This window comes from Rhizobium sp. Root1334 (genome assembly GCF_001426665.1).
In the GTDB taxonomy this organism is placed as follows: Bacteria; Pseudomonadota; Alphaproteobacteria; order Rhizobiales; family Rhizobiaceae; genus Pararhizobium.
Map to the genome: position 1 here is coordinate 24,704 of NZ_LMEY01000023.1, position 15,633 is coordinate 40,336.

The window sequence follows — 15,633 nt, forward strand, 5'->3', positions numbered from 1 at the left end:
GTTGTCTGCTGCCCCAGTTTAAGACGCATCATGGCTGCGGCAAGGGGGCTACGCCCGGCACGCCCTCGCGAATCCGGTTGGAGAAGTCGGGCGCGTTGTCTGCCGTCTGCGCGCGCTTGCTGATGGCGCCGCCGCTCTCGAGCTGTTCCAGCGTAAAACCGGGGGTGAAGCCATTTACGCCGATGATGTAGGAAGGCAGGTAGCCGGAAAGGATCAGCCGGTAATCCAGCGGCAGTGCGCCGGAAGCGATGTGATTGATCATGGCGAAAACGATCGTCGTGCAGTTGGCGGTGATCGTGTTGTAATATTGCGGGGTCTCGTTGAGGCCGTTGGCGATATCGACATAGGACAGGAAAAGCGACCGCATTGCCGGCTTTGGAATGTTGAGGCGGTAGAGATAGACGTCTTCCTTGCGGACATTGGTCCGCACCCTGACGATATCGCGCTCGTCGGCGGCAATGATGCTCATCTCGAACTCTTTGAAGAATCCGCCGATTTCCGAAAAGCTCTCCGTCCGCTCCTTACGGATTTCCACTGAAAACGTGACGAACTGGCCGTCCTCGAAACCGAAGGACACCAGCGTATGGGCAATCGCCGGGCTCGACCAATAGGACAGGAGTAGATCGACGGAGGCCAGCTTGTCGAGGTTGTAGGTGCGGTTTTCCCAGCGCGCCGTGTAGTCCGTCGATGTCCGCCAGTCGAAATTGCGGACATTGGCAAGCGTGACCTCGGGACCGTTGACGACGCCTGCGACGATATGGGCGACCTCGTCTGCCCAGTCGCGGCTGTTGCTCGCCGGTATTGCGTTCCACCAAAACAGGAGAGCGGCGATCAGCAGCGGATAGAGCAGGGATGCAAGACGCGGATGCCAGCGCAGATAGGCGTAGAGTGCGAAAAGCGAAACGGCGGCCCAAACTGCAGCGATGAGTATTCTCACAGGAGCCGGGCCGGGCGCCTGATAGAAGAGCGCCATCGCGCCCCAGACTGCAAAGCCGAGAATGGCGAGGGTCGAAATCACCCGGATAACGAAGCTCAAGAGGTGAAAGCGGGGGCGTTGAACAGGTTCGCTCATTGTGCGCCAACTGTCATGGCGGCCTGCATTGCAAGCCCTTTGTGCCATTTCATGTCCATGACAGCCCCCTTCGTTTCCCTATCCTGCAATGCCAGATTTTCCCGCAAACAGACATCGTTTTTTTGTTTTTCCGCATTTTCCGGCGATGCAGGCGCGCATGTCGGCCGTTTCTGCGATGGCGACAGCCTCACCGGATGCGGGCAGTTAAGCTGTTATACCACCATTGTTTTTTGCCTGTTGAATTTTGCAAGAGCCGCATTGTTATTTGTCATATGTTTGAATAGCATCGCGTTCTTGACCAATCGGACAAAAATTGGCTGACGCCGATAGATCTACTACGCAGGACGGGATTTTTTGAATGCAGGCGGTTTTCGACGGTCACAATGATGTGTTGCTGAGACTGTGGAGCAATGCCAAGACTGGCGCTGATCCGGTTGTTGAGTTTTCCGAAGGAACGACGGAAGGTCATATCGACGGCCCGCGCGCCCGGAAGGGCGGCCTCATCGGCGGATTGTCGGCGATCTATATCCCGTCCGATCACCTCGTCCTGAAGACGCCCGACGAGAACGGTCATTATGCGACGCAGTTATCCGAGCCGCTGGAGCGGCAGCCCTCTCTCGACATCGCCTTGGAATTTGCCGCCATCGCACTCCGGCTTGATCGGGCCGGTGCTTGGAAGCTTTGCCGTTCGACGGCTGATATCCGCGCCGCGATGGAAAACGACATCTTTGCCGCCGTACTGCATATGGAAGGCTGCGAGGCGATCGGTGCCGATCTCACCGCGCTTGAAACATTTCATGCTGCCGGGTTGCGTTCGCTTGGTCCCGTGTGGAGCCGCAACAACATCTTTGGCCATGGCGTGCCGTTCGCCTATCCGATGGGGCCGGACACCGGCCCAGGCCTGACGGACGCCGGTTTTGATCTGGTGCGCGAGTGCAATCGTCTCGGCATTCTCATCGATCTGGCCCATATCACGGAAAAAGGCTTCTGGGACGTGGCGAAAACCACCGACCAGCCGTTGATCGCCAGCCATTCCAATGCCCATTCCCTAACCGCCGTTGCCCGCAACCTGACAGATCGTCAGCTGGATGCGATCCGTGACAGCAAGGGGCTGGCAGGACTGAACTACGCGACGACCATGCTGCGGCCCGACGGGTTGGAAAATGCCGATACGCCGATCTCCGACATGGTGCGCCATATCGATTACATGGTCGAGCGCATGGGCATCGATTGCGTGGCACTTGGATCCGATTTTGACGGCGCAACCATTCCGGAAGGCGTAACCGATGCGGCTGGCAACCAGAACCTGATTGCTGCTCTCAGAGGCGCCGGATATGGTGACGCCGAACTGACAAAAATATGCCGGGAAAACTGGTTGAGGGTTTTGGCTCAGGCCTGGCACGAAGCCGCCTGAACCAAGAAGAGAAAGCCCAGCACGGGCTCCAAAAAGGGAACAGAAAGATGATGCATTCATTGAACAAGCATGTCCGCATGTTGACGGCCGGTGCCGCCATGTCGCTGATCTTGATGGCGGGTGCGCCCGCATTCGCCGAAACACCGGCCGATACGCTGGTCGAAGGTTGGGCGATCGACGACATCATCAGCATGGATCCGGGCGAAGCGTTCGAGTTGTCGACCGCTGAAGTGACCGCCAATACCTATAGCTATCTCGTCCGCCTCGATATCAACGATACGTCGAAGGTTGTTGGGGATCTCGCCGAAAGCTGGACGGTTTCGGATGATGGCCTGACCTACACGTTCAAGCTGAAGCCCGACACGAAATTTGCCTCCGGCAATCCGGTAACTGCCGAGGATGTTGCCTATTCTATCGAACGCGTCGTCAAACTCGACAAGAGCCCGGCCTTCATTCTCACCCAGTTTGGCCTGACCGGCGACAATGTTGCGGAAAAGGCGAAGGCGACGGATGCGAGCACGTTCACGTTCACCGTCGACAAGGCCTACGCGCCAAGCTTCGTGCTCAACTGCCTGACCGCGACGGTCGGCGCCGTCGTCGACAAGAAGCTGGTGTTGGAGCATGTGGCTGCGGTCACTCCGTCGGCCGAATACAAGTACGACAACGATTTCGGCAATGAATGGCTGAAGACTGGTTATGCCGGTTCGGGTGCCTTCAAGCTGCGCGAATGGCGCGCCAACGAAGTCGTTGTCATGGAACGCAACGACAACTACTACGGCGAAAAGACGCCGCTTGCGCGCGTCATCTACCGCCACATGAAGGAAAGCTCCGGTCAGCGTCTGGCGCTAGAAGCCGGTGACATCGACGTGGCGCGCAACCTCGAGCCGGGCGATTTCGATGCCGTTTCGAAGAATGCCGAGCTCGCCACCACCAACGCGCCGAAGGGCACCGTCTATTACTTCAGCCTCAACCAGAAGAATGCCAATTTGGCCAAGCCGGAAGTGGCAGAAGCCTTCAAATATCTGGTCGACTATGATGCGATCGGCTCGACCCTGATCAAGGGTATCGGCGAAATCCATCAGACATTCCTGCCGAAGGGCGTTCTCGGCGAACTGCCGGAAAACCCCTACAAGCTCGACGTCGCCAAGGCCAAGGAACTGCTGGCCAAGGCCGGTCTTGCCGATGGTTTCTCGGTAACCATGGACGTGCGCAATACGCAGCCGATCACGGGTATCGCCGAATCCATCCAGCAGACGCTGGCTCAGGCCAACATCAAGATGGAAATCGTCCCCGGCGACGGCAAGCAGACGCTGACCAAATACCGCGCCCGCACGCACGACATCTATATCGGCCAGTGGGGCCAGGATTATTTCGATCCGAATTCGAACGCTGAAACCTTCACCGTCAACCCGGACAATTCCGACGAGGGCAAGAACAAGACGCTCGCCTGGCGCAATGCCTGGGATGTTCCGGCAGAGTGGACAGCGGAGAGCAAGGCTGCGCTCCTCGAAAAGGACGCAACCAAGCGCGCCGACATGTACAAGGACCTGCAGAAGAAGGTCTTGGAAAAGAGCCCGTTCGTGGTCATCTTTCAGCAGACCGAAGTTGCAGGTGTCCGTGGTAACGTGAAGGGTTTCAAGCTCGGTCCGAGCTTCGATACCAACTACGTCTTCACGGTCTCCAAGGATTGAGCCCGAGATAGACGGTGAGCATTCCTGAAACAGCACCAACGGCCGGGCGCTCACGCGCCCGTGCCAACGGCTGGGTAAAGAGCGTCCTGCGCTTCCTGGTCGTCATCGTCACGACCTATCTCGGCCTTCTCGCCGTGACCTTTTTCATCGGCCGCGTCATCCCGATCGATCCGGTTCTCGCCGTTCTCGGTGACCGGGCGCCGGCGCATGTCGTCGAGCGAACCCGCGAGCTGATGGGCTTCAACAAGCCGCTCTATGAACAGTTCTATATCTATGTCCGTGATGCGCTGACCGGCAACTTCGGCACATCGGTACTAACAACCAATCCGGTCATGGCCGATATTCGCCGCGTGTTTCCTGCCACGCTGGAGCTTGCAACGCTTGGCACCATCATCGGCAGCCTGATCGGCGTTCCGCTCGGTGTGCTTGCTGCCGTCAAGCGCGGCTCGATCGCCGACCAGATCGTTCGTGTCGTCGGGCTCGTCGGCTATTCTGTGCCGATCTTCTGGCTGGCGCTGCTGTCGCTGCTGTTCTTCTATGCCAAGCTGCGCTGGGTCGCCTATCCGGGCCGTATCGATATCGTCTACGAATACAGTTTCACGCCGATTACCGGGCTTTATCTGGTGGATTCGCTTTGGCAGGGGCAGTGGGATGTGTTCCGCGATGTGTTCCGCCACATCATCCTGCCGGCCAGCCTGCTCGGTTATTTCTCGCTTGCCTATATCAGCCGCATGACCCGCAGTTTCATGCTCAACGAACTCAGCCAGGAATATATCGTTGCGGCGCGTGCCAAGGGCCTGTCGGAAACCCGGATCATCTGGGGCCATGCGCTTCGCAACGCGGCAGTGCCGCTGGTGACGGTGATTGCGCTCTCCTATGCCGGGCTTCTCGAAGGCTCGGTGCTGACCGAAACGGTGTTCGCATGGCCGGGGCTTGGGCTCTACATCACCAATTCGCTGCAGAATGCCGACATGAACGCGGTTCTGGGCGGCACCATCGTCATCGGTTCCGTCTTCATCGCCATCAATATCCTGTCCGATCTTCTCTACCGGACACTTGACCCGAGGACGCGCGCGCGATGAGCCAGTCGAGCCTCCAGACCACGCCCATGACCCGCCGCCAATGGCTGATGTCCGACAGGCCGCAATCGCGCCTACAGGCGCGTCTTGGCCGGGCCTACATGACCTGGCAGCGGTTTTCCGCCAACAAGCTGGCCGTTGCCGGTCTCTGCATCATCCTGTTGCTCATTCTCGTCGCCATCTTTGCCGACGTCCTGGCGCCGCACTCGCCAGTCATCGGCGATCTCGGCGGGGCACGGCTTTTGCCGCCGGGAAGCCCCGGCTATCTGCTTGGCACCGACGATCAGGGCCGGGATATCCTCTCGCGCCTGCTGCACGGATCGCGGCTGACGCTGCTGGTCATCGTGCTCGTGGCAATCATTGCGGCCCCGATCGGCCTTCTGGTTGGCGCCATCTCCGGCTATGCCGGTGGCTGGGTCGATGCCGTCTTGATGCGGATCACCGACATTTTCCTCGCGTTTCCGAAGCTGGTGCTGGCGCTCGCCTTTGTCGCCGCCATGGGGCCGGGTATCCAGAATGCCATCATCGCCATCGCCATTACATCGTGGCCGCCCTATGCCCGTATCGCCCGGGCCGAAACGCTGAGCGTGCGCAATTCCGATTATATCGCTGCCGTCCGGCTGATGGGCGCTTCGCCATTCCGCATCGTGCTCCGGCACGTCATGCCGATGTGCACGTCGTCGCTGATCGTGCGTGTGACGCTTGACATGGCCGGCATCATCCTGACCGCCGCCGGCCTCGGTTTCCTCGGCCTCGGCGCACAGCCGCCGCTGCCGGAATGGGGCGCGATGATTGCGTCCGGCCGCCGCTTCATTCTCGACCAGTGGTGGGTTGCCACCATGCCCGGCATCGCCATCCTGATCGTCAGCCTCGGCTTCAATCTGCTGGGCGATGGCCTGCGCGACGCGCTCGACCCACGGGAGAGTGGCCAATGAGCACGATGCTGACGGTTGATGATCTCAGGGTCTCGTTTCCCACCCGCACCGGTGTGATCGAGGCGGTGCGCGGTGTGTCGTTTACGCTTGGGCGCGAACGGCTGGGCATTGTCGGCGAAAGCGGCTCCGGGAAATCACAAACGGGCAGGGCGATCATGGGCCTGACGCCGGCGCATGCGAAGATTTCGGCAAAGACGTTGAACTTCGACGGCATCGACCTGTTGACGGCTCCGCCGAAGGTCCGCCGAAATCTGCGCGGCAACCGCGTCGCGATGATCCTGCAGGATCCGAAGTACTCACTTAACCCGGTGATGAGCATCGGCCGCCAGATCGTCGAGACGCTGCGCACACATGAAAATGTCAGCAAGCGCGAGGCTCGCGACCGGGCTATCGCCATGCTCGAGGCCGTTCAGATCCGTGATGCGGGTCGGGTCTTCGATCTTCATCCGCACGAGGTGTCCGGTGGCATGGGCCAGCGAGCGATGATCGCGATGATGCTGATTGCCGGTCCCGAACTGCTGGTTGCCGACGAACCGACCTCGGCGCTCGATGTGACTGTGCAGCTGGAGGTGCTCGGTATTCTCGACAAGCTCGTTGCCGAACGCGGCATGGGCCTGATCTTCATTTCGCATGACCTTCGGCTGGTCTCGTCCTTCTGCGACCGCGTCATCGTCATGTATGCGGGCAAGATCGTCGAGGAACTGGCAGCGTCCGATCTCGGCAATGCCAAGCATCCCTATACGCAGGGGCTACTCAACTGCATGCCGGCGCTCGGCACCAACCGACATCCGCTGCCCGTGCTCGACCGCCAGCCGGAGTGGGCACTATGACCGCGATCGTTTCCGCTGAAAACCTGACCGTCGCCTATGACGATTTTCTGGCGCTCGACGCTGTCAGCATCGATGTCGCGCCGGGCGAATCCTTCGGTCTTGTCGGTGAATCCGGCTCCGGAAAATCGACGCTGTTGCGCGCTATCGCAGGGCTTTCGCCGGTGGCGTCGGGGCGGATCGTGCTTGACGGCAAGCCGCTTGACGTCAAGCGCCGCGACAAGACGTTCTATCGACAGGTTCAGATGGTGTTTCAGGACCCCTACGGCTCGCTGCATCCGCGCCAGACGGTTGACCGGCTGTTGCAGGAACCGCTGGCCGTTCACGGTATTGCCGATGCCGAAAAGCGCATTTTGCGGGCGCTGGATGAAGTCGGTCTCGGCTCGTCGTTCCGCTTCCGCTATTCGCACCAGTTGTCCGGCGGCCAACGCCAGCGTATTGCGATTGCAAGGGCATTGATCATCGAACCGCAGATTATGCTGCTTGATGAGCCGACCTCGGCGCTCGATGCGTCCGTTCAGGCCGAAGTCCTCAACCTCCTTGAACAGGTCCGCCGCGATCGCAAGCTCACCTACATCATGGTCAGCCACGACCTCGGCGTCGTCACGCATATGTGCGAGCGGTTGGCCGTGATGAAGAACGGCAAAGTCGTCGAGCGGCTGTCGTCTGCCGATCTGGTCGCGGGTCGCCTCAAGGAGGATTACACCAAGAACCTGATGGTGGCGAGCAAGGGGTTTGTGCGCGACGCAAGCATCGCCTGAGTCCCACTCCGGCGCTTGCTGTGCCGGCTCGTGACGCCGCCTCCACACCGGTCGTGCTAGCCTGATGATCTCCGTCTGACCCGCCTTGCGCCGTTTATTAGAAAGGCGCAAAATACCAGTGCTGGGGCATGGTCTACCTTGGAGGGGTATGTCATGAACGATATGAGCCTCATGAATCTGCAGGCAGGAAAGACGACCGTAAGCGCGGCGGCCATTGAAGCGTTTGCGTGGCAGCAGCGCGGAGACGTGCTGGATGCCGGCGACGCGTCCTACGACGACGTACGGGCCATCTGGAATGGCATGATCGACCGTAAACCGGCCCTGATCGTGCGATGCGCCGGCGCTGCGGACGTTGTACGGGCCGTACGCTTTGCCCGCGACAATCAGCTGCTTGTCGCAGTGCGCGGCGGTGGGCACAATATTGCCGGCAACGCCGTCTGTGACGGTGGCCTGATGATCGACCTGTCGCCGATGCAATCCGTACGCGTCGATGCTGCGGCAAAACGGGCCTGGGTCGAGCCCGGAGCAACGCTGGCTGATGTCGATAGCGAAACCCAGTCCTTCGGGCTTGTGATACCGACCGGGATCAATTCCACGACGGGCATTGCCGGACTGACGCTTGGCGGTGGTTTCGGCTGGATCACGCGCAAGTTCGGCCTGACGATCGACAGTTTTGTTTCTGCCGATGTGGTGACCGCGGACGGCAATCTGGTGCGTGCAAGTGCGACGGAAAACAGTGATCTGTTCTGGGCATTGAGAGGTGGCGGCGGTAATTTCGGTATTGTCACGGCTTTCGAATTTAAGCTCCATCAACTTGGCCCGCAGGTGACCGCCGGTCTCGTCGTTCATCCATTCGCCGACGCGAAAACAGTGCTCGAGCAGTACCGGCAAGCGCTGCAAACCGCGCCAGACGAACTGACCTGCTGGGTAGTGATGCGGCAGGCGCCGCCGCTGCCATTTTTGCCCGAGGAGTGGCATGGCAAGGAGGTGCTGGTCCTTGCCATATGCTACTGCGGCGACGCTGCATCAGCCGATGCGGCCACCGCCCGGTTACGCTCGATTGGCAAGCCGATCGCCGACGTCGTCGGCCCCAGTCCGTTTACCGGCTGGCAGCAGGCATTCGATCCGCTGCTGACACCCGGCGCCCGTAACTATTGGAAGAGCCATGATTTCATCGAGCTTTCCGATGCAGCGATTGCTGTTCTGCTCGATGCCGTCCGCAAGCTTCCGGGTCCGGAATGCGAAATCTTCATCGGCCATGTCGGTGGTGCTGCTGGCCGCATCGCGGCTGATGCCACCGCTTTCCCGCAGCGGAACTCACATTTCGTCATGAATGTGCATGCCCGCTGGCGCGAACCGGCGATGGACGCGGCCTGCATTGGCTGGGCGCGCCAGCTCTTCGAGGCGGCAAAACCCCATTCTGCCGGGACGGCCTATATCAACTTCATGCCGGAAGACGAGGGCGACCGCGTCGCTGCCGCCTATGGCGGCAACTATCAGCGGCTCGGCGAGATCAAACGGCGATACGATCCCGACAATCTGTTTCGTCTGAACCAGAATGTGAAGCCGAAAGGGCAGGCGGGGTAGTCTGAAGGAGACACTCCCTTCTTGAAGTGGATGCGCCAGCTCATCCGACCAACCGGCAGCCTGCATTCTTCGACGGCTGCCGTGCTGTCCGCTCTTTGCGCCTGCCGTCCGTTAACGGCAGTTCTGACACGGCAATTCCCTGTTAAAATTCGAGATAGAAATATCTTTTCAAGAGTGAAGGAAAGATGTTGCAACTATTGCAGGTCTCAATATCTTCTGCGGTTAGGTCTTAGGTTTTGACCGCGTTCACTACAGACAGCCGGCCAAGGGCAATAAACGGAGCTTTGCATTCATCGTGCCAGGCGTTGAATGATACAGGGAAGGCCAGCCCGTCTAATCTTTGAGAGAAGTCCGACATATACAAGGGATTGCCATTATGCCTCGACCTTATGGAGTGCTCCTTGCAGCGGGCGTATGCCTGATCGCTCTTACTGGATTGTCTTTTTCGCCCATCATCATGTCCGTCGCCCTGGCACAGGAGGCTGCCTCTGCGGACACTGCGGCAGCGGCAGACGATACGCCGGCGCCCTTGAGTGAAGATGAGCTTGAGGTACTGGTTGCCCGCATCGCGCTTTACCCCGATGAACTCGTCGCAGTGATATCATCCGCCTCGCTCTATCCGTTGCAGGTCATCGAAGCGGCACGTTACCTCGATGACCTCAAGAAGGATGCCAAGCTCAAGCCGAAGGCGAGTTGGGACGGCAGTATCGTCTCGCTGCTGAATTATCCCGATATCGTCAAGATGATGAGCGAAGATCTGGACTGGACACAGTCGTTGGGCGGGGCGCTGTCCTATCAGCAGAAGGATGTGCTGATCGCCATCCAGCAACTACGCGACAAGGCGGTCGCTAACGGCATCATCAAGAGTGACGACAAGATCAAGGTGAGTGAGGAGAATGACAAAGTCGTTATCGTCTCCGCCAACCCGGAAAAGGTCTACGTCCCGCAATATGCGCCCGAGATGCTGTATGAGCCGGGCTATGCCGCAGCTCCCATCAGTTATTATCCCGATCCCTATCCGAACTACTACTACCCGACAGCCACTTTTTTCGCAGGTGCTGTTACGGGGGCAATCTGGGCCTCCGTGGTCGACTGGGACGACTGGGGTGTCTGGGGCGGCCGTTGGAAAGGTGACGTCGACATTGATTGCAACCAATGCTTCAACAACATCAATGGCCGGGTGAACATCAACGACGTCGATTGGAAGAATGTCGACCGCAGCAAGATCAAGTTCGACAAAAACCAGTTCAACAAATTGGATAACACCTCCTTCAGGAACAGCATCAAGGCGGATGGCGGCAACGACCTCAAGGCAAAGGCCAATGTGATCGGCAACGATCGTGCCGCAAATATCCGCAACAAGCCGGGAAACATTAGCGTTAAGGATGTCCGCAACAGCAAGATCGATGCAGACAGGATCAATCGCGACAAGATCGGCAACCCGGCAGGCAACCGGCCGGGCCAGGCGGTTCAGAACCGCAAGCCGGATGGCGGCAAGCTGAACAAGCCTGCGGGCGACATCAAGAATAAGGCCAATTTCGACCGCCCGGTCTCGCGGCCGAAGCCTGCGGCGCGGGCTGACAATCGGGCGGCGAAACCATCCGCGCTCGGCCAAGTCGACAATGGTCGGCGCACGCAGATGCAGTCCGATCGCGGCAGGCAGGCCATGGGTGGCGGTAACCGTGGCGGCGGCGGGCATCGGCAAATGCCCCGCGGCGGCGGACGTCATCGCTAAATCCCAGGGACAAGGAAGACCGTTATGACCAAGTCAGTCAAAAGCATGCTCCTGGGTTCGGTGTTTGCCGCACTGCTCATGGGGGACGCATCTATTGCTGTTTCAGCTTTCGCCGCAGAACCGTCCGAGGCAAGTATCATTGCGAGCTTTGCCTCTCCGAATGATCCGCCTGTCTTCGATACGCCGGAGCAGGCAGTCGATGCCTTCAAGGCCGCGCTCGCGGCGGATGATTTCGGCAAGCTTGCAACGCTGCTCGGCCTTGATCCGGCAAAGGCAAAGGCGGGTGAAGGGGTGATGGACACCTACGCCGAGATCCGCGATGGGGCAAAGAAACAAGTCGTCATCCAGGATATCGACGGCCGCAAGATCCTCGATATCGGTGAGAGGCTGTGGCCGCTGCCATTCCCCATTGTCAAGGGAACGGACGGCAAGTGGTCGTTCGACACCTATGCCGGGTTTGAAGAAATCATTAACCGCCGTGTCGGAGAGAATGAACTGCAGGCCATTGCGACGATGCGTGCCTATGTTGATGCCCAGCATGAATATTCTTCCGTCGATCATGATGATGACGGCGTTCTCGAATACGCCCAGAAACTGATCAGCAGTGATGGCAAGACCGACGGGCTGTATTGGGCACCGGATGTCGGCGTTGGTGATAGCCCGGCAGGCGACGCGTTTAAAAGTGAGGCGGTGCTGAGCAAGGCGAAAGCGGGCGCAGGATATTTCGGCTATTACTACAAGATTTTGACCAGCCAAGGCCCGAACATTGCCGGCGGTAAATTCGACTACATCATCAATGGCAACATGATCGCCGGGTTTGCGTTGATTGCGTGGCCGATCCGCTATGGCGAGACGGGTATCCATACGTTCGAGGTCAATGCCAATGGCATCGTCTATCAGGCAGACCTGGGGGCTGACACTGCGAAGATGGCTGCAGGGATCAACACGTTCAATCCGGATGACAACTGGACCGTAACGTCAGACTGAACTCCCTGAACCCGATGGCAGACATGCGCGGAGAGACTGTCTCGATGAATGATGTGCAGGTTGACCACCAACCGGAAACGGTCGCTGATTTCCTCGCCTCCCGTGGCGGTCCCTTTTATGAGCTGCAGTCGAGGCTCGGTCTTTTGCAAGAGCGCACCTTGCAAGTTGGCAGACGTGCCGTGATCTTTATCGGGCTCGCCTGGTTGGTGCCGCTTCTGCTCGGCCTGCCGCACAGTCTGTCGTTTGATGCCGCAAACGGCCTGCCATATCTATTGGATGCGGGCGCCTGGGCGAAATTTTTCGTCGCGATCGGTGCGTTCATGCTGGCTGAGCAACAGGTTGAGCAACGCTTGCGGGCGAAGCTGCAGCAGGTGACGGTGGCGCCGATCGTTGCGCCGTCTTCCCTTTCGCAAGCAGCACAAGCCGTCAATCAGGCGCTGAAGCGGCGCGATTCCCGCGTCGCGGAAGCTGTCTGCCTCGTCAATGCAATCATCGCTGCGGGCATTGCGCTTCGGCACCTGCTGACGGTCGACACGTCAAGCTGGGCTGTCGCAGCAGCGCCGGGAGCAAACTCGATCACCCTGGCGGGCTGGTGGTTCGTCATTGTCAGCATGCCCCTGTTCTGGTTTCTCGTCATGCGCGGGCTTTGGCGTCATTTCGTCTGGTCGCTGCTCCTGCGGAAACTGGCGCGACTGGAATTGCGGCTGGTCTCGACGCATCCGGACGGCCGCGCCGGTCTGGGATTTCTGGGGGATTATCCAAACGCCTATGCCACGTTCATCTTCGGCATGAGCTGCGCCGTTGCCGCCGCAGTTGGCCAGAACCTGTTGCATGAAACAGCATCGATGACGAACATCACCATTTTGATGGTTAGCTGGCTGCTGATCGTATTGGCGCTGTTCGCTTTTCCGCTTTCTGCCTTTTCCAAGCCTCTCAGCGATCTCAAGAAGGCGACGCTGGTTGTTCTCGGCGCCCAGGCAACGCAGTATCATCGGCTGTCGGAGCGCAAGCTTACAGGCTTCAACGTTGTTGCCAACAACGTAGCCGAAGCCGAGCAATTTCAGGACGTCGTGGATCCTTCAAAGCAGTTCGATACCACGCGCAAGCTATCAACCTTGCTGATGAACCGCGCCGCAGTGATCCCTGTTTCAGCGGCGGCACTTCTCCCGTTCGCGATCGTCGCATCGACGCGGGTACCGTTCAAGGATGTGTTCGACCTGGTAAAGAAGTTGCTGCTGCTGTGATCATCAAAATTTTAGAGCGGCACATAAGTCCGGATTTCCGCCAATTGATTTAATTGAAGAAAGTCTCCGAGAGCATGTCCGAAGTTCGGACGCGATTAGCGTAAGTGCGGACTGAAGGCGGGGTGACCCCCATATCCAGCGCAAAAGCGTGGAAGTTGAGGTCGAGCCCGGCGATTTCGATGTCGGTGTTCTTGCCGCGGCCAGTTTCCTGATGTTCGATAGTCATGGTCTGTGATTCCTAGTTGATAGAGTTTGGGAGGACACGTTCGTCCACATTGGTTGCGTGCGACGCCGACGATTCCGACACGAAAAAAGTTTTGTCGGAATCTACGTGGCCGCGCGCAAACAGAGTGAAGATCAAGGAGGAGGTCGACACATGAGCAAGAATAAGCGGAGGAGCAGGTGGGACAGCCTGACGAAGAGCATTACTCCCCGGAAGAAGCCCTTGCGGTCTTCCGGAACCTTTCCGAAGTCGAGCTGGATAAGCTTGGCCGGATAGCAAGCTTCATTGCGGGCTCAGGCGGCTATCCGGGCGGCGCTCGTACTCGTTGACCGCGAACTCGATTTCCGCTTCCGGGATCAGGTTAGGGCCTTTGATGACGAGAAGGCCGAATCCTCGATCGAGTCGGTGCTGGACATGCTGCAGAACACGAAGACGATCATCCTCTTCAAGTCGGCAGAAGCAGTCCCGTCAGATCTCCGACACTCTCTCGACGCAATCGTCCAGGTGCCGCCGCCCGACAGTCGCTTGGTGCGTGGCGTGGTTCGCTGGGCATACGGCATCGGTGTCACCGAGCAGCAGGCGGAGTCCCTCGCAAAATCCAACTGGAAGCGCCTGAAGCTTGCAATGACACGCGGTCGGCCAATCTCGCGGGTGTTCGCAATTCTGGAAAAGATGTCGCAGGAGGAGCCGTCAGCACCAAGGCAGACGAAGGATCCCGAAGCGCTCTCGGATATCCGTCTCGAAGAAATGGAGGGCTACGGCGAAGCCAAGGAGTGGGGCCTTGAACTTGCGCACGATCTCGCCGACTGGCGCGCGGGTGCGATCACCTGGGAGGACGTCGACAAGGGAGTGCTTCTGTCCGGACCGCCCGGAACGGGCAAGACGATGTTCGCCCGGGCCCTCGCTGCTTCATGCCGGGTCAAGCTGATCGCCACCTCGTACGCCAAGTGGCAGGCGAAGGGATACCTCAACGACTTCCTGAAGGCGATGCAGAAGAATTTCAAGGAAGCCAGAGATGCGGCGCCGGCAATCCTGTTCATCGACGAGGTCGACGCTTTCGGGTCTCGCGACGATGCTCATGCGAGCGATTCTGGGCTAGTGTCACCTCTTCCGTCGAACACCACTTGCATGCGGTCTGGCTTGTCAGCATAAGACTTCTCGACGTGATATCGCGGGGAACATAACGAGCATGGACGGTTCTGCCAATGCGCCAGTGGATCGCAGCAAGCCCGCCGCCTTCTTCGGTGGCGCGGTCATCGGTGCGTTGGGCGGTCTCATCGGACTGGGCGGAGCCGAATTCCGCCTTCCTCTCCTGATCGGCATCTTCAATTTCGCCGCTCTGGAGGCAGTCATCCTCAACAAGGCCATGAGCCTGGTCGTCGTTGCGACTGCGCTGCCGTTTCGTGCCGAGACTGTTCCGTTCAGCGAGATCGGCTCCCACTGGGAGATCGTGGTCAATCTGCTTGCCGGCAGTCTCGCGGGCGCCTGGTTAGGCGCAGGATGGGCGACCCGCCTTCGCTCGGAGACCCTTTACAAGGTGATCTCCGCGCTGTTGGTCGCGATCGCGATCATTCTCATCGTCGGCCACGACGCGACCTCGGGGCAGCCGCTGCTGACGGGCGTTGCCCAACTGATCGCGGGCATCGCAGCCGGTTTCGGAATTGGCATCGTCGCTGCGTTGCTCGGAGTGGCGGGCGGGGAACTGTTGATCCCGACCCTCGTGCTTCTGTTCGGAGTCGACATAAAGCTGGCAGGATCGCTGTCGCTTGCCGTCAGCCTGCCGACGATGCTTGTGGGGTTCACCCGATACAGCCAGGATCAGAGCTTCTCCGTGCTCGGACGTAACAAGGCGTTCTTGATCGTCATGGCCGCTGGCTCGATCGTGGGAACCTTCATCGGGGGGCGGCTGCTTGGCATCGTGCCCAACGCGTTTCTGCTTCCGGCTTTGGCGGTGATCCTTCTGCTGTCCGCCGTGAAGGTCTGGCGACACAAGTAGACATCAGATCGACTTCAACTGCACTCGCTTCTCGATCTTTACGGCGTCTTCCTTCCTCTCGCCGTAGCGGTCGGTCAGTTAG

Annotated in this window: 14 protein-coding genes; 12 read left to right on the forward strand and 2 right to left on the reverse strand. The window is 59.2% G+C overall.

Annotated elements, in window-relative coordinates; all coding sequences use genetic code 11:
- Positions 1-28 precede the first annotated feature (28 nt).
- Complete coding sequence (locus tag ASD36_RS18650; protein WP_060505868.1) at positions 29-1,072, reverse strand: DUF4105 domain-containing protein; 1,044 nt, start codon at positions 1,070-1,072, stop codon at positions 29-31.
- A 358-nt stretch (positions 1,073-1,430) separates the two neighbouring features.
- Between ASD36_RS18650 and ASD36_RS18655 the strand changes: the two genes are divergently transcribed.
- The 10 genes from ASD36_RS18655 to ASD36_RS18700 all read left to right on the forward strand — a co-directional run bounded on the left by ASD36_RS18655 (position 1,431) and on the right by ASD36_RS18700 (position 13,332).
- A complete protein-coding gene (locus ASD36_RS18655) occupies positions 1,431-2,486 on the forward strand; it encodes a dipeptidase (RefSeq protein WP_060505867.1) in 1,056 nt (351 codons plus the stop codon).
- Between the two features lie 47 nt (positions 2,487-2,533).
- Entirely contained in the window at positions 2,534-4,177 is a 1,644-nt protein-coding gene (locus ASD36_RS18660) for an ABC transporter substrate-binding protein (protein WP_060505866.1), read from the forward strand.
- Between the two features lie 20 nt (positions 4,178-4,197).
- On the forward strand, positions 4,198-5,259 hold the full coding sequence (locus ASD36_RS18665; protein WP_060506072.1) for an ABC transporter permease: 1,062 nt from the start codon (positions 4,198-4,200) through the stop codon (positions 5,257-5,259).
- Positions 5,256-6,191 carry an ABC transporter permease gene (locus ASD36_RS18670; protein ID WP_060505865.1) on the forward strand — a complete coding sequence of 312 codons (936 nt, stop codon included), beginning with the start codon at positions 5,256-5,258 and terminating at the stop codon, positions 6,189-6,191. Before ASD36_RS18665 ends, ASD36_RS18670 begins: the two co-directional genes overlap by 4 nt.
- Complete coding sequence (locus tag ASD36_RS18675) at positions 6,188-7,021, forward strand: ABC transporter ATP-binding protein (RefSeq protein ID WP_060505864.1); 834 nt, start codon at positions 6,188-6,190, stop codon at positions 7,019-7,021. The genes ASD36_RS18670 and ASD36_RS18675 overlap by 4 nt, the downstream gene beginning before the upstream one ends.
- A complete protein-coding gene (locus tag ASD36_RS18680) occupies positions 7,018-7,779 on the forward strand; it encodes an ABC transporter ATP-binding protein (protein ID WP_060505863.1) in 762 nt (253 codons plus the stop codon). The genes ASD36_RS18675 and ASD36_RS18680 overlap by 4 nt, the downstream gene beginning before the upstream one ends.
- Before the next feature lie 153 nt (positions 7,780-7,932).
- On the forward strand, positions 7,933-9,366 hold the full coding sequence (locus ASD36_RS18685) for an FAD-binding oxidoreductase (RefSeq protein ID WP_060505862.1): 1,434 nt from the start codon (positions 7,933-7,935) through the stop codon (positions 9,364-9,366).
- Positions 9,367-9,742: 376 nt separating this feature from the next.
- Positions 9,743-11,101, forward strand: a complete 1,359-nt coding sequence (locus tag ASD36_RS18690; RefSeq protein ID WP_060505861.1) for a DUF3300 domain-containing protein — start codon at positions 9,743-9,745, stop codon at positions 11,099-11,101.
- Between the two features lie 24 nt (positions 11,102-11,125).
- Positions 11,126-12,088: a DUF2950 domain-containing protein gene (locus ASD36_RS18695; RefSeq protein ID WP_060505860.1), complete on the forward strand. Its 963-nt coding sequence runs from the start codon at positions 11,126-11,128 to the stop codon at positions 12,086-12,088.
- A gap of 44 nt (positions 12,089-12,132) precedes the next feature.
- The gene (locus ASD36_RS18700) at positions 12,133-13,332 is read left to right on the forward strand and encodes a hypothetical protein (RefSeq protein ID WP_244482314.1); all 1,200 of its coding nucleotides are present in this window, start codon (positions 12,133-12,135) and stop codon (positions 13,330-13,332) included.
- A gap of 49 nt (positions 13,333-13,381) precedes the next feature.
- Here the strand turns inward: ASD36_RS18700 and ASD36_RS30715 are convergent, their stop codons facing one another.
- Positions 13,382-13,558 (reverse strand): hypothetical protein, encoded by a 177-nt coding sequence (locus ASD36_RS30715; protein WP_156393889.1) that lies wholly within the window; start codon positions 13,556-13,558, stop codon positions 13,382-13,384.
- Between the two features lie 282 nt (positions 13,559-13,840).
- On the opposite strand from ASD36_RS30715, the gene ASD36_RS18705 reads away from it, so the two are divergent.
- Together ASD36_RS18705 and ASD36_RS18710 are read left to right on the forward strand one after the other, a co-directional pair.
- Positions 13,841-14,707 (forward strand): ATP-binding protein, encoded by an 867-nt coding sequence (locus ASD36_RS18705; RefSeq protein ID WP_060505859.1) that lies wholly within the window; start codon positions 13,841-13,843, stop codon positions 14,705-14,707.
- Between the two features lie 37 nt (positions 14,708-14,744).
- Positions 14,745-15,551, forward strand: a complete 807-nt coding sequence (locus ASD36_RS18710) for a sulfite exporter TauE/SafE family protein (RefSeq protein WP_060505858.1) — start codon at positions 14,745-14,747, stop codon at positions 15,549-15,551.
- The last annotated feature ends 82 nt before the right edge of the window (positions 15,552-15,633 follow it).